At 43.4% G+C, this 20,897-nt stretch carries 23 protein-coding genes; 16 read left to right on the top strand and 7 right to left on the bottom strand.

All coding sequences use genetic code 11. The annotated features are described in order from the left end of the window. Window positions 1-5: 5 nt before the first annotated feature. Window positions 6-236: a hypothetical protein gene (locus XZ46_RS21685; RefSeq protein ID WP_008053929.1), complete on the top strand. Its 231-nt coding sequence runs from the start codon at window positions 6-8 to the stop codon at window positions 234-236. A gap of 106 nt (window positions 237-342) precedes the next feature. Next, window positions 343-519, top strand: coding sequence for a hypothetical protein (locus tag XZ46_RS35560; RefSeq protein ID WP_008053927.1), 177 nt, complete (start codon window positions 343-345; stop codon window positions 517-519). A 359-nt stretch (window positions 520-878) separates the two neighbouring features. Here XZ46_RS35560 and XZ46_RS21680 read toward each other — a convergent pair whose 3' ends face one another. Then, window positions 879-1,370: a helix-turn-helix domain-containing protein gene (locus tag XZ46_RS21680; protein ID WP_008053925.1), complete on the bottom strand. Its 492-nt coding sequence runs from the start codon at window positions 1,368-1,370 to the stop codon at window positions 879-881. A gap of 221 nt (window positions 1,371-1,591) precedes the next feature. Here XZ46_RS21680 and XZ46_RS30735 point away from each other — a divergent pair, with 221 nt between their 5' ends. From XZ46_RS30735 to XZ46_RS21655, 6 genes are all read left to right on the top strand, one after another. Continuing rightward, window positions 1,592-1,789 carry a hypothetical protein gene (locus XZ46_RS30735; RefSeq protein ID WP_008053923.1) on the top strand — a complete coding sequence of 66 codons (198 nt, stop codon included), beginning with the start codon at window positions 1,592-1,594 and terminating at the stop codon, window positions 1,787-1,789. A gap of 62 nt (window positions 1,790-1,851) precedes the next feature. Next, a complete protein-coding gene (locus XZ46_RS21675) occupies window positions 1,852-2,859 on the top strand; it encodes an MvdC/MvdD family ATP grasp protein (RefSeq protein WP_008053921.1) in 1,008 nt (335 codons plus the stop codon). 55 nt (window positions 2,860-2,914) lie between these two features. Beyond that, window positions 2,915-3,490: a CHAT domain-containing protein gene (locus XZ46_RS21670; protein WP_228116395.1), complete on the top strand. Its 576-nt coding sequence runs from the start codon at window positions 2,915-2,917 to the stop codon at window positions 3,488-3,490. Window positions 3,491-3,517: 27 nt separating this feature from the next. Continuing rightward, the gene (locus XZ46_RS21665) at window positions 3,518-3,862 is read left to right on the top strand and encodes a hypothetical protein (protein WP_006668545.1); all 345 of its coding nucleotides are present in this window, start codon (window positions 3,518-3,520) and stop codon (window positions 3,860-3,862) included. Between the two features lie 14 nt (window positions 3,863-3,876). Then, on the top strand, window positions 3,877-4,248 hold the full coding sequence (locus tag XZ46_RS21660; protein ID WP_228116394.1) for a hypothetical protein: 372 nt from the start codon (window positions 3,877-3,879) through the stop codon (window positions 4,246-4,248). Window positions 4,249-4,441: 193 nt separating this feature from the next. Further along, entirely contained in the window at window positions 4,442-5,848 is a 1,407-nt protein-coding gene (locus XZ46_RS21655; RefSeq protein ID WP_008053911.1) for a hypothetical protein, read from the top strand. 92 nt (window positions 5,849-5,940) lie between these two features. Here the strand turns inward: XZ46_RS21655 and XZ46_RS21650 are convergent, their stop codons facing one another. From XZ46_RS21650 to XZ46_RS21630, 5 genes are all read right to left on the bottom strand, one after another. Beyond that, window positions 5,941-6,246: a type II toxin-antitoxin system Phd/YefM family antitoxin gene (locus XZ46_RS21650; protein ID WP_006668540.1), complete on the bottom strand. Its 306-nt coding sequence runs from the start codon at window positions 6,244-6,246 to the stop codon at window positions 5,941-5,943. A gap of 111 nt (window positions 6,247-6,357) precedes the next feature. After that, a complete protein-coding gene (locus XZ46_RS21645; RefSeq protein ID WP_006623729.1) occupies window positions 6,358-6,645 on the bottom strand; it encodes a TMEM165/GDT1 family protein in 288 nt (95 codons plus the stop codon). A 34-nt stretch (window positions 6,646-6,679) separates the two neighbouring features. Then, window positions 6,680-7,129: a TMEM165/GDT1 family protein gene (locus XZ46_RS21640; RefSeq protein WP_008053910.1), complete on the bottom strand. Its 450-nt coding sequence runs from the start codon at window positions 7,127-7,129 to the stop codon at window positions 6,680-6,682. Window positions 7,130-7,189: 60 nt separating this feature from the next. Then, entirely contained in the window at window positions 7,190-7,546 is a 357-nt protein-coding gene (locus XZ46_RS21635; protein ID WP_006668538.1) for a YkgJ family cysteine cluster protein, read from the bottom strand. Between the two features lie 43 nt (window positions 7,547-7,589). Further along, on the bottom strand, window positions 7,590-9,212 hold the full coding sequence (locus tag XZ46_RS21630) for a Ycf66 family protein (RefSeq protein WP_008053906.1): 1,623 nt from the start codon (window positions 9,210-9,212) through the stop codon (window positions 7,590-7,592). Window positions 9,213-9,695: 483 nt separating this feature from the next. Here XZ46_RS21630 and XZ46_RS38605 point away from each other — a divergent pair, with 483 nt between their 5' ends. The 6 genes from XZ46_RS38605 (at window position 9,696) to XZ46_RS21610 (ending at window position 16,010) form a co-directional block, all read left to right on the top strand. Continuing rightward, window positions 9,696-9,854 (top strand): QAALIT motif small membrane protein, encoded by a 159-nt coding sequence (locus XZ46_RS38605; RefSeq protein ID WP_008051997.1) that lies wholly within the window; start codon window positions 9,696-9,698, stop codon window positions 9,852-9,854. Window positions 9,855-10,033: 179 nt separating this feature from the next. After that, on the top strand, window positions 10,034-10,882 hold the full coding sequence (locus tag XZ46_RS21625) for an EAL domain-containing protein (RefSeq protein ID WP_006668534.1): 849 nt from the start codon (window positions 10,034-10,036) through the stop codon (window positions 10,880-10,882). A gap of 9 nt (window positions 10,883-10,891) precedes the next feature. Beyond that, window positions 10,892-11,017 (top strand): hypothetical protein, encoded by a 126-nt coding sequence (locus XZ46_RS37640; RefSeq protein ID WP_006668533.1) that lies wholly within the window; start codon window positions 10,892-10,894, stop codon window positions 11,015-11,017. Between the two features lie 194 nt (window positions 11,018-11,211). Beyond that, complete coding sequence (locus tag XZ46_RS21620) at window positions 11,212-12,063, top strand: M48 family metallopeptidase (RefSeq protein ID WP_008053895.1); 852 nt, start codon at window positions 11,212-11,214, stop codon at window positions 12,061-12,063. 163 nt (window positions 12,064-12,226) lie between these two features. After that, entirely contained in the window at window positions 12,227-13,414 is a 1,188-nt protein-coding gene (locus XZ46_RS21615; protein ID WP_008053893.1) for a sensor histidine kinase, read from the top strand. Further along, a complete protein-coding gene (locus XZ46_RS21610) occupies window positions 13,353-16,010 on the top strand; it encodes a PAS domain S-box protein (RefSeq protein ID WP_008053891.1) in 2,658 nt (885 codons plus the stop codon). Before XZ46_RS21615 ends, XZ46_RS21610 begins: the two co-directional genes overlap by 62 nt. A gap of 74 nt (window positions 16,011-16,084) precedes the next feature. Here XZ46_RS21610 and moeB read toward each other — a convergent pair whose 3' ends face one another. Further along, window positions 16,085-17,257 (bottom strand): molybdopterin-synthase adenylyltransferase MoeB, encoded by a 1,173-nt coding sequence (moeB, locus tag XZ46_RS21605; RefSeq protein ID WP_048895234.1) that lies wholly within the window; start codon window positions 17,255-17,257, stop codon window positions 16,085-16,087. Between the two features lie 148 nt (window positions 17,258-17,405). Here moeB and sbcD point away from each other — a divergent pair, with 148 nt between their 5' ends. Together sbcD and XZ46_RS21595 are read left to right on the top strand one after the other, a co-directional pair. Continuing rightward, entirely contained in the window at window positions 17,406-18,635 is a 1,230-nt protein-coding gene (gene sbcD / locus XZ46_RS21600; protein ID WP_006623742.1) for an exonuclease subunit SbcD, read from the top strand. Window positions 18,636-18,702: 67 nt separating this feature from the next. Further along, the gene (locus XZ46_RS21595) at window positions 18,703-20,763 is read left to right on the top strand and encodes a thioredoxin domain-containing protein (RefSeq protein WP_008053887.1); all 2,061 of its coding nucleotides are present in this window, start codon (window positions 18,703-18,705) and stop codon (window positions 20,761-20,763) included. The last annotated feature ends 134 nt before the right edge of the window (window positions 20,764-20,897 follow it).

Genomic DNA, 20,897 nt, shown 5'->3' with positions numbered 1-20,897 from the left:
CAATTATGAGCAAGACACAACAAGAAATTATCAAACAAGGCTATCAAGTCCTAATCAATTCCTTGGGAGTTGTTGATACAATCCGGTTTATTCAATACTTTACTCATGGTCAAGGCGACTATACCCAAGAACGCCATCAGTTTCTCGACCAAACATCCTTAGATGAGATTCTGCTGACGATGAAAAAACAGCCAACAGACAACAGCACCCAATACGACGAAATAATTGATAATTGATAATTGGGTGTTCTGACAAAAGAAACCGGGTTTCTGGTAGCATCTCGATTCCTTCACCAAGATTTAATAAATTAACCCCGTTTCTGAGTGTCTGGAATGGGGTAAAATGGGAGTGCTATACCCTACCCGGTGCGCGGCTATGGATGAAGAGCGATCGCAGGCTTATTTATCCCTGATTCAAGAACTCCTCAACTGTCCGGGGGAAGCACTGCAAATCATCAACGGTCATCTGGAGTTGATGGATGAGGGGTTTGTGCAGGTGTGCGAGCAGGGGGAGACTTAGGGTTATGGGGTTCTTACGCAAGATGGCGAAACAGCTAGGGGCGTTTTTGGCACGGGGGGAGAACCGGAGAGAATCAGCAAGAAGGATTACAGCAATTCTGGTTAAAACTGCTGCAAGCGGAAATGCAGGGCGGGCGATACAGCCGCAGGGCATCAATTGATGCGGCAAAATATGGGGTTGATTGTTCCCGCTTGGCGGGATACTATTGCCCAGTTTGTGCAAGCATTTCTAGCTGATAATCCCGACCAAGCCGAAAATGTAGCAGTCTTAGTCGAAAATACCTGCAACCTACGGAATGCCCGCGTCATCCAAGCCCAGATGGGCATCGACCCCAATGTTAAAGCTTCTAGTAAAGAAGCCTATTCTTCTACTAGACCAATTTTTCTGACATCTTCTAAACTCATATTTAAACACTCAGATATTTGTACATCACTCATTCCAATTTCTCGCAAACGAACAACCAGTTCCGCTTTGGCTTGTTGCTTACCACGTAAAAATTCCATCGATTCATGCCTTGGACTACAAAATTGTAGTGAACCAATTACATTATTTTGATCAATATTTCCAAAGATATTGAAGTTGAAGCTGTTAATAAATCGATGACGCAATAGGGTAGACTGCAAATTAGATTTATTGACTTCTTCTTGGAATATTTCCGATAACAATTTCCATAACTCATATCCGACATTTTTTATGTAAGCTTCTGTACAATTTAACTCCTGTGCAATATCAGTATATTTTTGGCGCATTAAAACTCCTTTAATTAAACCTATTTGTACGTCATCTAAGTGTTGTCCAGTATTGGAGTAAAAAACTTGATCGGCAAAGAGTAATGTTTCTTCGATATTCACTGCAATGACCTCAAATATGATCAGATCAAGATTATGACCATTTATGACTTTAGATTACTATATTAACATTCTGGGAGAAACATTAGAGAGGCATATATAATTACTCTGATTCGGAAAGCATGACTTTATATGACTTTATCTGATCTTATCCGACTTGACAATCTAGTAAAGATATAGATATACTCGAATCAGATTGTTTGCAGATTTAATTAACAAACACTATGACAACAACACAAATTACTCTTGAAACCAATTCTCATCCATTAATGATGCACTTAAGCGTCACACCTCATCACCAATTGATTAGTGATGTTCCTGATTATGATCCTCAGAGCCAAACAGCTAATACTTCTGCCATGAATGAACCGTGGTGCGTTGAAAATTCTTCCACTGGTCGTCTGGATGGAAGCGTAGGTTAAGGCAATCTCGATAAAGACCTGTTGTATGCTTTGATCAACAGGTCTTTTTTATAGGAAAAAACATGAAACCATCTTGTTTAATTGTAACATCTGAATTAGATACTCATGCTGATGCAGTTATTAAACATATTAATAATTCTAATTCTTCTGTAAAAATAGTTAGACTAAATTTAGAAACGTTTATACAAAACAGTCTTTATGCTTATGAGTGGGAGAGCTTGGGACGCTTAAATCAAGACTATTTGCATTTTTTAGACTCTCAAAAAAACGCACAAAATGTAAAAGTTATATGGTGGCGGAACTTCCAATCGTCTGAGCAATATAATGTCTTGCCTGAAGTTACTAATGAATGGGCAATAAACTATTGTCAAAAGGAAACAGAGTCTCTAGTTTATTCGTTAATTGGTCTATACCCAAATGCGAACTGGGTTAACTGTTGGCATCAAATAAATTTAGCATTTTACCGTATTAATCAAATACCTTTAGCTCATAAATTAGGGTTAAAAATTCCTGCAACAATAGTTACAAATTCATACGAAAAAGCTTTAAATTTTGTGCAATCACAGGGTGAATGTGTTGTTAAGTCTATGATACGTCACCCCAGTTTTAGTTATAATGGTAAGCAATATAAATGCTATACTAGAAAAATAGATGTAGAAACATTAGAAAATATGAAAGATAGCATTCATCTTTGTCCGGTTTTTATCCAAAAAAAAGTATATAAAAAAGCTGAATATCGCGTAACAATTATTGGTAAAAATACTTTTGTATGTAGAATTGACTCACAAACGATACAAGACGAAAATGTATCAGTAGATTGGCGTATTGCTGAAACGGATAAAATACTACACTACCCTGATAATTTACCATCAGAATATTTAAGAAAACTGGATGATATGCTAAAAGAATTTAAACTAAAGTTTGGTGCTTTTGATATTATTAAGGATGAACAAGATAATTTATATTTCATTGAATTGAATCCAGATGGTCAATGGTATTGGATTGAGATTTTAACTGGGATGCCTATGACTAAAGCAATGGTAGAACTAATTGAAGAATTAGCTAATTAGATAAACTTCATTATTGCGCTCGCCTCTGATTCGGAAATATGGGCTTAGTCGTAGGTTGAGTGAAGCGAAGCGCGGAACCCAACAAATCTGGGTTAAATGTTGGGTTACATTGCATTGCACCCAACCTACAAAATACTATCTGCCCCTAGAAGACAACAAACTGCTAGACCTGCAAAAATGTCTGACGTTAGAGGATATCTTGCGCCTAGACCTGACCAGTTGCCGTCTCGTCACCCTCTCCGCCTGCGAAACGGGTATCACGGACTTCACCTCCACCAGTGATGAATATATCGGTTTACCCAGTGGCTTCATTTTGGCGGGTTCTCCCAATGTGGTGAGTACCCTTTGGGCGGTGGCGGATATATCGACGGCGATTTTTATGATTCAGTTTTATCAAACTCTCCAGCAGTCTGACCTGTCCGTGGTTTTGGCGTTGCGACAGACTCAAACTTGGTTGCGGGAAGCCACGGTGCAAGATTTGTTAGACTGGATTGATAGCTGTGCCGTGATTAGTGAGGAACGGCGAGGGCAAATGAAATTTACCTTACAATGGGGGAAGACCGCCGAAAGTAAGCCGTTTTCATCTCCTTACTTCTGGGCTGCATTTTGCGCCATTGGACAGATAAATTGACCTGTATTGTATGAGGAAGAATCCCCAATGAATCCCCAAGATTTAATTGCTGCGTTTCTGGAAGTGTGGGACAGTAACCCGGATAATATTTGGCAAAGCTCAGGCGCTATCGAAGGCTTAGATCAGCTTAACGATAGTTTAGCAGCTTGTCAAGATAAGTCGGATTTGGAATTGGCGAATGAACTGGGGAAATGGTGTGCTTCCTATCCTCAACTGACTCAAAAAGTGATGGATAAGTTGGGGGAAAGGAAGCTAAAAGGTTCTGATAACGATTCCCCCAATACAGAGGACACGGCTTATATAAATCTCTATCCGAAAATTACGGAAATTCTGCTAACCCGCGCCCCGAAAATGGGCAAAAAAGAGGGTTAATCTTGATGGTTTTTATGGCAACTTTCAATAAACATCCGGTTTGGGAAAATTTATCAGAGGTTGTTAAGGGTATTGATGCTAATGCTCTGGTTTGGGAGCATTTGGCATTATGTGATTATCAAATATCCGGCTATTGGGATGAATGCGATCGCTTTTATGAAAACATCATCCTCCCTCGTCCTCTGTCGCCCGAATTAATCAGCAGCGGCGTGATTTTCAACGGAGATAAACGCCGCATTCAACTGAAATTTACCCTCAATCTCGAAACCACTAACCCTCCCATTTCTATCGCGGAACTGATGTTAGTCTATGATGAAAACCTAGAATTTGTTGATGAAAATTGGCAAGTTGACCTGAACTCGGAATTTATTAAAGTTCCATCTTAAAATCGTAGGTTGGGTGAAGCGACAGCGCAACCCAACAAATCTGGGTAAAATGTTGGGTTATATTCCATTCCACCCAACCTACAAAGCCCTTAAAATCGTAGGTTGGGTGAAGCGACAGCGCAACCCAACAAATCTGGGTAAAATGTTGGGTTACATTGCATTCCACCCAACCTACACGCCTTGAGGAAAAATAATGACCGATCGCATTTTCGCCCCTAATCTCTATTTATGCGCTTATCATCTCCGGGAAGATGACACAGAGGGAGAGACTCATCCTCTATGGTCAAATTGCGATCGCCTTTTGTCTCACCTCACCGACACCCGGCTAAACCCCCATCTTCACATCACCCCAAATCGTATCCTTCTCACCCCACCTAAAAAGCAGATTTCCTTCACCTTCACCGACTCTCCCGATATCGAAGGCTTTATCCAACCCGTCCAAATTCAAGACAGTTATGGGGTTTTTCTGAATATTGGCTATGATGATAGCGACACCACCAACATTGTGGAAATTCTGGCGGTGGAACAGTTCAACCCTCACCAGATTTTACCCTTTCCCCAAACTCCTTATTTTCTCGGACAAACTCTCCTGTTAACCCTCCATTTGACCCCGGAAAATCAATATTTGCAAGGTTCGGAATTGACGGAATTAGCCAATCAATCCTATCAGGCTTTATTCCATCAAAAGACTTCCCCATCCCGTCTGGGGGAATTATTTGGGAGTCCTATTTTTGAATATGGCAACCCCCGCGAACCCGATAAATCCCCCCATATTCTCATCTGGCTATTCCGAGATAAAATAGCCGATAAAACTCTAGGGAAATGCTTTCAGCCAACTTTTGATTTGTTTTTCTATCGCCATAAAATCAGCAAAGCCTTTCAAGATAGCCGGGAAATTTATCAACAACTTAAACAATATTATCTCAGCCTAGACCCGACTTTAGACGCAATTCAATCCCAAATTGATGCGACAACACCTGACCCGGAAAATAATGCCTATCTCCAACATTTTAAAACTCAGTTAAAACAACTAGCCGCTGATTCTTTGATTTACGATCGCCTCCTCCGCAAAATTAAGGATTTATTGAATACAATTAACATAAATCTTAACAATTATAATGAGACAATCGAGCGGATTTGTGCTACACTAGGAACCGATAAGGAAGAACTATCGTTTTGGCGACACTTCGGGGAACAAACAGCGCCCCAATTCCGGGGTCAAATTGCGGCGGATTTAAGTTATTTTGAACAGGGGACGGGGTTAATTTCCCAGGCGATCGCCTCTATTCGCGCCATTGTGGAAATTGACCAAGCACAATGCGATCGCCAACGCCAACAAGCGGAAGCGGACTACTACAGAAAACAACAAAAGGCTAACGGGGACCTACAAAACCATATCCAAGCGGTGGGTGTGGGAATTGCGGCGGGTGCGATCGTCGCTTCAACTTCCGGGTTAATCACTGAACCTTGGGAGCGTCCTGATAGCGATCGCTTTTGGCTACCGTATATCCACCCGTTTATTATAGCATTGTTGGGGAGCATATTGTTTTCATGGGGTGCGTGGTGGGTCGCGGAGAAATTGATTAAAAGGGTGAAATGAAATGTAACCCCCCATGAGGTTGTGATGAGGAATACAATTTAACCGCCTTAATTGGTGGCTTGGGGAGAGATTATACTTGGTTATCGCCATCTTCAGCAGTTACAGCTTGTTTGGAAGTAACTTAATTTTTCCTGCATTTTCTGTTGAAATTCTGCTAGAGAAGAAGTGCGATCGGCGTTGACATCAGCTAATCCTTGTTTAATCGCCGCAAGTGTTTCCAAATATTCCATCATGTCTAACAATTTTTGGTAGGATACAGCATCTTGGACGACTAATTCAGCTTTCCCGTTTACAGTCAAGACAATAGGTTTCCCAGTTTCTTTCATCTGTGCTATAAATTCAGATGTATGGCGCTGGAAGTCGGAAAGGGAATGAATATCACCACTTAGGTTAATCATAGCTAGACAAACAGTAAATAATTGGCATGGAATTTCATCTTAACACAGGTCATCGGAATCTGATGGCACTTTGACGAGTCCATGAAAGCCAAGGTAGAGGGTTAAAGTAGGTTAATCTTCCGTGGGTTTGCTACTATTCCATAATAGGCGAGTTCCCATAATTGCAAAGCCGATCGCCGCCGCCATTTTCACCCATTGAGTCGGTAAAATTTCCGCCACACCCTGACCTACCAACACCCCTATCAGACTAGCCAGGACTAGGGCTGATGCTGTCCCAAAAAAGATGGCTTTAGGGGATTTGGTCGTACCACTTAGGGCGATCGCTGCTACTTGGCTTTTATCTCCCAACTCCGATAAAAATACCGTAATAAAACTCAGTCCTAACAGTTGTAAATCCATTGATATTCAGTATTTAATTTTACCAGCCAATCACTTAGTGGAAAACCTCCCAGAATATGATAGCAGAAATCAATAACAAAGTCAATCCCGCCGCCCGTTCTAAAGTTTGGGGTTGAATATGACGCGCCAACCATTGACCTAGCAAAACCCCCAATAAACTGGTGGTAATTAAAGCGCTTCCCGCGCCCAAAAACACCACCCAAGGATTATGAGATTCCGCCGTAATTAATAAGGTAGTAATCTGGGTTTTATCCCCCATTTCCGCCAGAAAGATGGTGAAAAATGTCGAAGTAAAAATCGCCCAAACTTTGATAGATTCAGCCGCACCCGAAACCATATCTGGCTGTGTGGAAGAGTCACCTGGGAGGCGCGCGGGGTCAATTATGGTAGTTTCATTTAACGGTTGTTCCTGAAAGTTAGGACTCACAGGAAGGCTATTAGACTGATTTGGGGAAGAATCCACAGGCTCGGAAATTAGTGTCACGGATATTTTATGAAACAATTATGAAATCCAATTTAACCTAATCTGCCCGAAGATGCAAGGTTATTCGTCCCAACCAACAGCCTGGTTAAACCGCTCCATTTCTGGGGAGTCCTCCCCATAAACCCCGATAATCTGTTGCTGACAGCAATCGATCGCAAAATCATTTAACTGGTCTGGTTCAATACCATAGAGGTCTTCAAAGACATCAGCCTGGACTCGACAAAACCGAGGGCGATCGCTGTAGATACTACATTCACGGGTATCATGATTGAAATGGATGCACCAACCATCAGAACCCACCAAGCTGAGATAAAGTTTGAGTTCCTCCGTTCCCAGATATTGGTCTAATTCCGGGCGTTCTGTCGGGTCAAGATGACAGCAAGCGCCACACTGTTTAACACAAAGCCAGGTTGCCACTTTTTCCCCCAAATAATGAATCGGATCGATATGTAACCTTAGATTATCTCTTGCGTTTAGGCTTTCTGGGACGTTTCAAGGCGCGGGGGGTTTTGTCGTCCTCCTCCTCGTCCTCCTCCTCGTCCTCCTCTTCCGCAACAACAGAATCAGATTGAGATTCAGATGAACTTCCCTTCTGCTCCTCTGTCTCTGTTGACGACTTCTCAGATTCTATCTTATCTGAGGTTTCAGGTTCTGGAGTCGCCATGATTGTCTCGGAGTCCGCCTTTTCCGCAGAATCTGTTTTTACCTCCTCAGAGTCCGCTACTTCAGAAACAGCCGTTTCAGCTTCTTTGGTGTCTTTCTGTTCCCCCGTTTCTGATGTCTCTATAGCGCTAGGTTCCGCCTCAGCTTTGATATTATTATCTTGATGCTCCTCATCTGTAGGTTCTGGGGTGGGGACAGTCTCCACATCAGTAGCATCAGCTTTGATATTACTATCTGTAGCCTCCTCATCTCCCGGTTCTCCCGTTGAAACTGGGTCAGCAGCAGCACCACTATGCTCAGAGTCTATATCTGGGGTTGAAACTTGACCAGCTTCTGCTGTATCGGGGGAGTTAGTTTTTTCCGCCTCAGAGGGGGAAGCATTATCAGCCTCGGTTTCCCAACTATCATCATTATCATCCCAATCAGAAGCATCCGCTTGTGTTTCTGGAGCTTTCGGGTTGTCCAGAGAAGTATCCGGCGCTTCAGTTTTGGCGGGTTCTTTCTTTTTGCGATCGCCAAATATACCTTTTAAACGACCCAACAAGCTACCTAATCCTTTGGATTTCTTCGCTTCACTAGGTTTATCTTCTGGCACTTTAGCAGATTCTACCCGATCAGGTTTGCTTACCTCTGGAGTTTCTTTCACCTCCTCCGTGGGGGTTTCCTCCGCCTTCGATACTTCCTCGGATACTGTCTCGGATACTGTCTCGGATACTGTCTCGGATGCTGTCTCCGATACTTCCTCAGTCGTGGGGGTTTCCGCTGGCGCTGTTGTCGCGGCTTCGGGTACAACTTCCACAACTTCTGGCTGAGAAACCGCTAATTCTGGTTCCTCCGTGATAGTTTCTGGTTCAACTACTGGCGCAACCGCTTCACTGTCCGCCACCACAGGGGATGGTTCTGCTGGCGCTTCTGCTTCTTCTGTAGTAGCTACAGGTTCCGCTACAGGTTCCGCTACAGGTTCCGCTACAGGTTCCGCTACAGGTTCCGCCACAGGTTTTACTTCTTCTGGTGTCACCGGAGTGGCGGCGGGGGTTGGGGGTTGAGAAGCCTTTTTAGCCTTTTTAGATGATGGTTTAGGGGTGGTAGATTTTTTAACGCTACGGCTGCTAAATAAGCCTGAGACCTTCTGTTTTACGGGGTCTGGGAGGGGGGTTTGTAAATGAGGTGGCGTGACTTCCCGGCGCAATAACAGGGTCTGCCAACCTAACCAACCCAACAAGGCGACACTAGCAGTTTGACCCAAAAGAATTGCCCCGGTGAAGCGTGCTGCACACACCCATAGAATTAGGGCGTAGAAGAAACCCACACCACTCCAGATAAAGTCACTTTTGCGATGAACCTCTGGAAAGAAGAAGGCAGCCATGTATAGGGTAAAGCTCCCTAAGCCAACTGCGATCGCTAGGATGTATGCCAGCATCTTTAGCTCCACAAATCTCTACTGCAGACATTGTACATCTCAGCGCGACCTAAAAGTAATCGATAATTAATAATGACCTATCCTGGTGGGTCAGTTTTCGATTTTCCGGTGATGAATGGGGTGGCTGCTTCTGACCCACCCTACCATATTCGCGGCTCTGGTGGGTCAGTTTTCGATTTTCCGGTGATGAATGGGGTAGCTGGTTTCTGACCCAGCCTACCATTCTACCATTTGATTTTCGGGTGATGAATGGGGTAGCTGGTTCTGAGGCTAGGGGAATATATTGCGAAATGATAAGCGTAATTAAAAATACAGAAGCTCTCTAGGGATTTTGCTAATGTGACGGAAATCACAACAATTGAGTGTAGAAGATCATGATGATAACTGCATCAAATCATGGTCGTTATCTAACTAATTGTTTATAATCGATCCTAAATTCACAAAGGGTGCGGTTAATGTTTATCTGAAAAGGAGCGATCGGCTATGCTGGAAAAATTAATCCTGGCTGCACTTATCACTTTATCACTACACCTGCATTTGGGGTGGAAATGGACTTTTGATAACCGATTCGGGTTATTGAGTATCACCCCTAATACAGAGACAGTGCAACTTTTCACGTCTCAGTTCGTAAATTTAGATTGACAACTGTGGATTTTCCGGTAAGTTTTCAGGGTCTCCGCAGACTATCAGACTTGGCTCGCCATAACTAACCTAAGAAAAATCTCATCAAATCTTCATGGTTATTTTACCTAGGCTAGTTATCGTACAAGTAGGCAATAATATCTGCTCACCTGTTTGAGCTAAGTTGGGGGTCAAGTTTTATGAGAAGGTCTGCGACATTAAAAAATGGTTTAAGTGGTCAGTCTAAAGTTATTTGTTTACCTGGTGGCGATCTGGACGGCTGTGGCGATCGCATTCACCAGATTAACCGCCTGAAAAAGACTCGATCAGCACAGCGGTTTGGTCTGTATACTCAAGAAGCAATCTCCCTAAACAGTGGGGAGTCGAAGCGATACTGTGAAATTCTAATCCGCTTCATTGATGAACCAGAGCAAGTGGTTCCAGCTTCGTGGCTTGTACCAATAATAACCCAAGGCTATAGATTAGCTGAAAAAATAGACCGCTGGGTAATTGAAACAGTATTAGATTTGTTGTCGGAAACTAGCCCCGAAAATCGGGAAAAATATCGTTTCGCTATTAACATATCGAGTCGGACTCTATATGATTACCGACAGTGGCGAAAATTAGAGCGAGAAATACTTAAACGAGACCTGACACCGGATCTATTCTGCTGGGAAATTGCGGAATCAACTATTCTAGCTAACCCTCAAAAGGCGGCGGATGCGATCGCTAACCTGCAAATTCAGGGCTATTATGTTACAGTAGATCAGGTCGGTGGTCGGTATTCGTCATTGGACTATCTTAACTATGTCACCGTTGACTATCTGAAAATAGCCGATGACTTGGTGAAAGATATCGCGCAGGACTTAGGCGATCGCTCAATTGTCCAAATAATTCAGTTGGTGGCGCAGTCTTTAGCTATTGAGACCATAGCCAACGGGGTAGAAACTTCCCCAGCCTTTGAAACCCTCCGAGACCTGGAAATAGATTATGCTCAGGGATATTATCTGACTCAACCTCACCCCCTAGCCGCCAAATTTTTGGGGTGAACTTTGGGAATGGCAACTTTTTTAAGTGATTGTGAGTCTCAAATACGGGTAGAATATAGTTATGGTATCACACCCTGTGTAGTAGGGGCGATCGCTGTTTTCCACAGCCAATCTGCACCTAAGCGCGTCAATTAGATGATTGACCACCAAACCAGGGAGAAAGCCAAGGATTAAAAATGCGAACAGTAACATTAAGGAGGAACACACATTTTTTTCCTGAATTGTAGACGTTCACCCGAACTATTAAATAGTGCAACCATACCCTTTCAGCCTTTGGGATTCCTCGTAATGTTCTAGCCTGGCTTTTCCACCTTAACAACTGTTTAATTATGTTTAAAAACTACCTGCCACAACTCCGAAAAAATACCCGTCGCTTGCTGTATCCACTGCTATCAGTAACGGTGGTCTGTGGGATTTTATTAAGTTCTATACCCGCTACCCAAGCGATTTCTATCCCGGAGTTGATTTTTAGAGGAATTCAAGTTATCCAGCTTTCTACTATTTCCGATCGCCAAGAAGTCAATATTGGTAAACAGATCAATGATCAGATGGTAGGTCGCGAGTTTCGTTTGCATCGTAACCGCGATTTAACTATGTATGTTAACCAAATTGGTCAGCGACTGGCACAAACTAGCGATCGCCCTAATATTCCCTATACTTTCCAAGTAGTTGATGATTCTCGGATTAATGCTTTTGCTACTATGGGGGGATTTGTTTATATCCATACAGGTTTAATTAACGCCGCCGATAATGAAGCACAACTGGCTAGTGTAATTGCTCATGAAATTGGGCATATTGTCGGTCGTCATTCTATTCAACAAATGCGAGAAATGGCGATCGCTCAAGGTGTGGCTTCGGCGGCTGGAGTTGATACTAATAGGGCGGTACAAATTGGGGTAGAATTAGCCCTAAGACGGCCGAATAGTCGCAGTGCTGAATATGAAGCAGATCAACTGGGAATCATTAATTTGGGTAGGGCTGGATATTCTCAAGAAGCAGCTATAGACTTTATGGCAAAACTTCTAAATAGCAGTTCTCCTCCCACGTTTTTAAGCACTCACCCCGCCACCCGCGATCGCATTGAAGCCATGAGACGGCATATTGATCCACAACTAGCAGGACAAAGCGGAGGGATGAATGATCAAAGATACAGACAAATAGTCACACAACTGCTATCTTAGTTGAGAGGCGGTGGGAGAATTTGGCTCCCGGTTAAACTCTTCCCTTTGGTGAGGGGAGGGTTTATTATTATATGTGGTATTATTATGGGCGGTAGTCCCCAACTGACCAGCAACAGTTACCAGATGATTTCTGGAAAATTCCCTATTGTTTTAATTAGATTTTGTGAACAGCTTAAAGCCAGAAAAAGGTAGCATTTTAATAGTTGACGATACACCTGATAATTTGCGGGTATTGTCGGCAACTCTTGGCGATCGCGATTATGATGTACAATGTGCGATTAACGGCAAATTAGCACTAATGGCAGTTGCCAACCAACCGCCGGATCTCGTGTTGCTAGATATTAAAATGCCGGAAATGGACGGTTATCAGGTCTGTGAAGCCTTAAAATCTCAACAGAAAACGGCTGATATACCTGTAATTTTTCTGAGTGCTTTGGATGATGTTATCGATAAGGTGAAAGCCTTTGCGGTGGGGGGAGTGGACTATATCACCAAACCTTTTCAAGTTGAGGAAGTGTTGGCGCGGGTTGAACATCAACTGACCATTAGAAGACTACAGAAACAATTACAAAATCAAAACTTTCGTTTACAGCAGTTGAACGAAGATCTGAAACGTTCTAACCAAGAACTTGAACAATTTGCTTATATTGTTTCCCACGACCTACAACAACCACTACAGACCATTACCGGGTTTGCGGAATTGATGCTGACCCTGAAATCGCAAATTAACCTGGAGGAGGAAGCAGAAGAATATGTGCTGCCGATTTTAGATGAGGGAATGCGACTACAGCAATTAATTAAAAATCTGCTACACTATAGCCGGGTGGGAACGAAACAAGCTGCTTTTGAGGCGATCGACTGTAATATTATATTAGAGGAAACTCTGAGTAACCTAAGTTTAGCGATTCAGGAAAGTGGGGCGATTATTACCTCAGAGAAACTCCCAATGGTATTTGGCGATCGCCTTCAGTTAGGACAGCTATTTCAAAATTTGATTGCTAATGCAGTTAAATATCACCGTCCTGGTATACCCCCCCAAATCACGGTTTCTGTGATGCCGAAAAATCAAAATTGGCAATTTGGTATTCATGATAATGGGATTGGTATTCCGGCGGATAAAACCCAGAGAATTTTTCAGATTTTCCAACGACTACATACCCAGCAGGAATACCCAGGAAATGGTATCGGTTTAGCGATTTGTCGGAAAATTATTGATCGCCATCGAGGGGATATTTGGGTAGAGTCTGATCTGGGTTTAGCCACCAGTTTCTACTTTACTTTACCGATATATGAATCACAATCACCGTCAATTACACCAGAAATTACAACAGCTAGAAACCGCCCTAGCTGAGAGTCAAAATCGCCTGCGAGATTTATTTCATTTAGCCCCCATTGGGATTGCGGAAATCTCAACGGAGGGCTATTTTTTAGAGGTAAATACGGCTTTTTGTCGGTGGGTGGGCTACTCCCAAGCGGATTTAATTAACTTGGATTTTAATGAAATTACCCACCCGGAAGATGGGGATATTTGTCGGCAAAAATTTGAGCAATTAATTACCCAACAAATTGATGAATACACCCTCGAAAAACGCTACCGTCATCGAGACGGACATTGGGTTTATGGGATTGTTACTTGTTATCTGCGTTTGGATGTCAAGGGAAATCCTCTCTGTGCGATCGCTCAAATTATTGATATTACCCAACGCAAACGTTCCGAACAAGAAATTCGCGAAAAAGAAGAGTATTTACGTCTACTTCTGGATAATATCCCCCAACAAGTATTTTGGAAAGATACTAATTTAGTATTTCGAGGTTGTAACCGAAATTGGGCGATCGCCGCCGGACTAGATAGTTCAGAATCAGTAGTCGGAAAGACAGATTTTGATTTATTTGCAGATGCTGAGATTGCCGAGTTTTACCGAGAAAAAGATAGACAGGTTTTGGAGTCTCGCACCCCGGAAATGAATGTGGTAGCGCCTAAACAAAAGCTAGGACCGGGAGGGCGGCGAATTTGGCTAGATGTTAGCAGAATTCCTATGTTAGATTCCCAGGGTAATGTGTTGGGAATTTTGGGGGTTTTAGAAGATATTACCGAAAGTAAGGAAATCGACGAAAAGCTGCGTTTAACTCAATTTTCGATTGATAAATCTAGGGATTATGTCTTATTTAGTGATATTAATGGCAGGTTTTTTTATGTGAATGAAGCCGCTTGTCAAATTCTGGGATATTCTCAAGAGGAATTACTGACCATGGAAGTGGGAGATATAGATCCCCTCGCTTCCCCTGGTGGTTGGTCAATTTCTTGGGATGATTTGCGAGACCAAGGTTCATTTACTTTTGAATCAACTCATTATACTAAAACTGGTCAGGCGATCGCTGTGGAAATTACCCTGAGTCATTTAGAATATAATCACCGGGAATATGGCTGCGCTGTAGTCCGAGATATTCGCGATCGCAAACAAACTGAAATAGCCCTTCAACAAGCCAAGGAAGCCGCCGAAACCGCTAGTCGGGCTAAAAGTGAATTTCTCGCCCGCATGAGTCATGAATTACGCACACCACTTAATGCTATTCTGGGATTTACTCAATTAATGGAAAGGGAATTATATCATAATCCTAATATTCCTCTATTTGACCATAAAGAACATTTAGAAATTATCGGTCGCAGTGGTGAACATCTCTTAGAGTTGATTAATGATGTTTTGGAGATGTCGAAAATTGAGGCGGGTAGAGTTTCTCTGAATCCCACAAATTTTAATTTAATCTCCTTACTTAATTCCCTGCGAGAAATGCTAGAATTGCCAGCCTCATCGAAAAAATTAACTCTGGATTTTGCCATTGATGATCATATCCCGACTTATATTTATGCCGATGAACAAAAACTGCGTCAATGCTTAATTAATTTGCTGGGAAATGCCATTAAATTTACTGTGAAAGGTGGGGTGATTTTGCGGGTGAAATTGGGTAAATTTAACCATGATTTTGGGCAACTATGGTTTGAAGTTGAGGATACCGGACCCGGTATTGACCCCTCGGAAATGGATTTACTCTTTGAACCGTTTTCGCAAACAGAAACTGGTCGTAATTCTCAACAGGGGACGGGTTTGGGACTCTCGATAACTCAAAAGTTTATTGGTTTAATGGGTGGGGAGATTCAAGTTAGCAGCGAGAGAGGAAAAGGCACAATTTTTCGGTTTGATATTCAAGTGACTATGGCTGAGGCGGCGACTAGAAACTCCGAAAAATCTCCAGGGAGGGCGATCGCTTTAGCAGAAAATCAGCCGGAATATCGGATTTTGGTGGTTGATGATAACTGGACTAACCGCAAATTAGTGGTCAAATTATTGAACCCCTTGGGTTTCCATGTCCGAGAGGCGGAAAATGGTCAGGAGGCGATCGCTATTTGGGAGGAATGGAAGCCCCATCTCATTTTTATGGATATGCGAATGCCAGTTATGGATGGCTATGAAGCCACTCAGCTAATTAAACGCCACCTCAAGGGTCAAGCTACTGTAATTATTGCCCTAACCGCCAGCGCCCTCCAACAAGAAAAATCTATTGTTTTATCGGCTGGGTGTGATGATTTTGTCCGCAAACCTTTCCGGGTAGACCAGCTATTACAAACTATCGTTAAACATCTCGGAGTCCGTTTTATCTATGAACAAAATCAATCCCAATTAGCCGAAAATCTGGCTATTTCTGAATCCCAAAACTCAGCCAATCGCAATTATAACACATCTGTTGATACAACGGAAATCAATCTTTCCGTAATGCCGGAACCGTGGCTAAAAGAATTACATCAAGCTGCCACTAAACTAAACGGTCGCTTAATTGCTGATACTATTGCGAAAATTCCTGGTCAATATAAACCCCTAGCTGATTATCTTAGCAAATTAGCTAATGATTTCCGCTATGATATTTTAATTGATTTAACCAAGCCAAAGTAGGGTGCGTCCGACGGATTAATCATCATGAATAATATAGAATAATCCCACTGACTGACGCACCATTTTACACCCTGTTAGTATTGTGGAACCGAAGGATCAACCTCTTTACTCCAGGCAGTAATTCCGCCTTTAACATTAATCCCCTCAATACCAGCTTCCTTGAGAATTCCTAAAGCCTTAGCCGATCGCCCTCCCATTTTACAATGTGCAATTAGACGATTACCATTGACAATTTCTTTAACCTGTTCAACCCCTTTACCCTGTTCAATGTCGGGTAGAGGAATTAAAACAGAACCGGGGATTTTGGCGATTTCGTACTCATTAGGGTTGCGAACATCAATCAACACAAAATCATCCGCACCACTGTCAATCAGAGATTTTAATTCCGTCACCGTCATTTCCGCGAGAGATCCGGCTGCTTCTGCTTCCTGCTGTTTAGCTTGGGGAATGCCGCAGAATTGTTCGTAGTCGATGAGTTTTTCAATCACCGGACGTTCAGGATTAGGCCGTAATCTCAATTCCCGGAAACTCATATCTAGGGAATTGTAAAGCAGTAAGCGACCGCTAAGAGTCCGTCCCTGTCCCAAAATAATTTTAATGGTTTCAGTGGCTTGAATAACGCCAATCATGCCTGGTAGAATCCCTAAAACTCCACCTTCAGCGCAGGAAGGAACCATCCCAGGGGGTGGGGGTTCGGGATATAGGTCGCGATAGTTGGGTCCGCCTTCATAATTGAAAACGGTAGCCTGACCCTCAAATCGGAAAATAGACCCGTAGACGTTGGGTTTATTTAACAAAACACAAGCATCATTGACCAGATAACGGGTGGGGAAGTTATCGGTGCCATCTACGACGACATCATAGGATCTAATAATATCCAGGGCATTTTCGGAACTGAGGCGGATATTGTATAACTCTACCTGGCAGTTAGGATTAATTTCGAGAATCCGATTTTTGGCAGATTCTATTTTAGGTTTTCCCACCCAGGAGGTCCCGTGAATGATTTGGCGTTGGAGATTGGAATTGTCTACAATATCAAAATCGACAATCCCAATGCGACCAATCCCTGCTGCAGTTAGGTATAATAGCAGAGGTGAACCGAGTCCACCTGTGCCAATACAGAGGACGCTGGCCGCTTTCAGACGCTTTTGACCCTCTAACCCGACTTCTGGTAAAATCAGGTGACGGGAGTAGCGTTCGTATTCGTCTGGCTGTAACTGGATTTCATCCAAATTCGGATTTAACATGGCAAGGTCTGGCAAGGGAATATGCAACCGTTCTCAAAAACCTACAATACCACAAAGTTTCTGGAAAACGACAAGCCCTTCAACCCCAATCTTTGGTACACTACTCAGTTAACAGTAACCTGCCATTGATACATTGGGCGAGAATTTGATGATTAAAGTCCTGCATCTTTCGGATATCCATTTGGGTAGTGGTTTTTCCCAAGGACGGATCAACCCGGAAACTGGCTTAAATACTCGTCTGGAAGATTTTACCAGAACTTTGGGGCGATGTATAGATCGGGCGATCGCAGAACCTGTGGATTTGGTTTTGTTTGGGGGGGATGCTTTCCCTGATTCTACGCCGCCACCATTTGTTAAGCAGGCTTTCGCTCAGGAATTTCGCCGCCTGGTAGATGCGGAAATTCCCACGGTGTTACTGGTGGGGAATCATGACCAACATTCCCAAGGACAGGGGGGGGCGAGTTTGGGGATTTATCGGACTCTGGGAGTGCCGGGGTTTGTGGTGGGCGATCGCTTAGAAACCCATCCCATTCCAACTCGCCACGGTTTAGTTCAGGTGATTACTATCCCCTGGTTGACCCGTTCAACCCTACTGACTCGACCGGACACTGAGGGGCTGTCTTTGGAGGCGGTTAATAAATTACTCATCGATCGCCTAACGGTAGCCCTAGAGGGAGAAATTCGACGGCTTGATCCGGATATTCCCACGGTATTGTTAGGACATTTAATGGTCGATCGCGCTAGTTTCGGGGCTGAGAGGTTTCTGGCGGTGGGGAAAGGTTTTAATCTTCCTTTGGGGTTGTTGACTCGTCCTCAGTTTGATTATGTGGCTTTGGGTCACGTTCACAAACACCAAAATCTTAATCCTACTAATAACCCTCCGGTGGTGTATCCGGGGAGTATAGAAAGGGTGGATTTTTCAGAGGAAAAAGAAGACAAGGGGTTTGTGTTGGTGAATTTGGCGAAGAATCAAACAACTTGGGAATTTTGCCCTTTACCAGTGCGCTCATTTTGTACAATTAGGGTGGATATTTCCCAGCAAGATGACCCCCTAACCGCATTGCTGGGGGCGATCGCTAAGAAAAACATTGATCAGGCTGTGGTGCGACTACTGTATCAGTTGCGACCAGATCAATTAGATGCGATCGATATGCCGAAACTGCACGCCGCCCTCAGTGCAGCCCATAGTTATACTATCCAACCGGAATTAATTAGTCAACTAGCCCGCCCTCGTGTCCCTCAATTGGCGGCGGGAAGTGCGATCGACCCCCTAGAAGCCCTAAAAACCTATTTGGATAACCACGACCATTTAAAGGGTTTACAGCAGGATATGATCGAGGCGGCTAGGGCTTTATTAGCTGAGAATACCGCCGAGTAAATTTAAACGCTATACTGAAAACTAATTATCCCAACATAGTCAATAGCACTAGAACTTATCTAATATTATGAGCAATCGTCTAGCCCAATCATCAAGCCTTTATCTCCGCAAACACGCAGATAATCCCATTGACTGGTGGCCTTGGTGCGATGAAGCCTTAGAAAAATCTCGAACTGAAGATAAGCCCATATTTCTGTCTATTGGCTACTCAAGTTGTCACTGGTGTACAGTTATGGAGGGGGAAGCGTTTTCTGATGCGGCGATCGCTGAATATATGAACGCTAATTTTATCCCCATCAAAGTCGATCGCGAAGAACGTCCAGAAATCGATAGCATTTATATGCAAGCCCTACAAATGATGACTGGTCAAGGAGGCTGGCCGTTAAATGTATTTCTCACCCCAGGCGATCGGATCCCCTTTTATGGTGGGACTTATTTTCCCATTGAACCTCGCTACGGAAGGCCGGGGTTTTTGGATTTATTGAAAGCCATTCACAACTTTTACCAGACTGACAAAAATAAACTCGAAACTGTCACCGAGGAAATTCTGACCCAACTGCGACAGTCTATGATTTTACCACCCTCGGAATTAACCGAAGATTTACTGAAACAAGGACTAGAAACTAACACGGGAGTAGTTGGTCGTAATAACTACGGCGGTCCTCGGTTTCCGATGATTCCTTATGCGGATATGGCTTGGCGGGGAACTCGCTTAATTTCTTCACCTAAAGTAGATGGTAAAGCAGCCTGTTTGCAACGGGGAAAAGACTTAGTGACTGGAGGAATTTATGACCATGTGGCGGGAGGCTTTCATCGTTACACGGTTGACCCGACCTGGACAGTTCCTCACTTCGAGAAAATGCTTTATGATAACGGTCAAATTCTTGAGTTTTTGGCAGACCTATGGTCTGATGGCGAGAAACAACCTGCTTATCAAAGGGCGATTAATGGTACAGTGGAATGGCTGAAACGGGAAATGACTGCACCGGAGGGCTATTTCTACGCGGCACAAGATGCTGATAGTTTTGTCACCTCCCAGGATAAAGAACCGGAAGAAGGTGCGTTTTATGTATGGACTAACCAAGAGTTAGAAACTTTCCTGAGTCCGGCAGAATTTGGCGAGTTACAAGCACAATTTACGGTGACAAAATCTGGTAATTTTGAAGGTAAAACGGTATTGCAGCGCTGGAATTGTGATGAGTTAGATCCTTTGATAGAAACTGCTTTAACTAAACTATTCGCAGTCCGTTATGGTGCGCCACCAGCGGAGGTTACAACTTTCCCGGTGGCTGAGAATAATCAGGCGGCTAAAGAAAGGGACTGGCCGGGTCGTATTCCGGCGGTTACTGATACTAAGATGATTGTAGCATGGAATGCTCTGATGATTTCGGGGTTGGCGAAAGCGGCGCGGGTTTTGGATAATTCCGAATATTTGGAATTGGCGACTAAGGCGGCAAAATTTGTCCTAGAACATCAGTGGGTTGATGACCGTTTTCACCGGGTTAATTATGACGGCAAGGTGGCGGTATTATCGCAGTCGGAAGATTATGCTTTATTGATCAAAGCGCTAATTGATCTACATCAAGCTAGTTTGCAACAGCCGGAATTGGCAGATTTTTGGCTGACAAATGCTGTCCAAGTTCAGAATGAGTTTGACCAGTATCTCTGGAGTGTGGAATTGGGGGGCTACTTTAATACAGCCCTTGATGATGCTGAAACTTTGCTAATTCGTGAACGTAGTTATATGGATAATGCTACTCCGGCGGCGAATGGGGTGGCGATCGCTAATTTGGTGCGCCTATTTCTGTTAACAGAAGACCTCAACTACTTGGATCGCGCCCTCCAGGCTTTGGAAGCCTTTGCTAGTGTTATGCGCCAGTCTCCACAAGCCTGTCCGAGTCTGTTTGTGGCTTTTGATTGGTATTGTAATAATACTTTGGTTCGCACTAATTATGAGCAAATCGCTAAGTTAAACAAGCAGTATCTACCTACTGCTGTTTTTAAACTTGATCAAAATTTGCCTCCCGGTGCGATCGCCCTCGTTTGTCAGGGTCTCAAATGCAAAAAACCCGCCCAAGATGAGGCGGAAATGCTAACTCAATTGCACGAAAGTCTTACCCGTACATAATACCTCAAAATAGGCTTGGGATTAATTCCCAAGCCTACATACACCCTCACCCATACCCTCACCCAACAGTTGGCGCTATCGTCCCCAAATAGTTAAGTTTTGCTAATACATACGGCTAGAGAGTTTTGTTATTT

This window comes from Limnospira indica PCC 8005 (assembly GCF_000973065.1).
Classification (GTDB): Bacteria; Cyanobacteriota; Cyanobacteriia; order Cyanobacteriales; family Microcoleaceae; genus Limnospira; species Limnospira fusiformis.
This window is presented reverse-complemented; position numbering and strand designations above follow the sequence as displayed.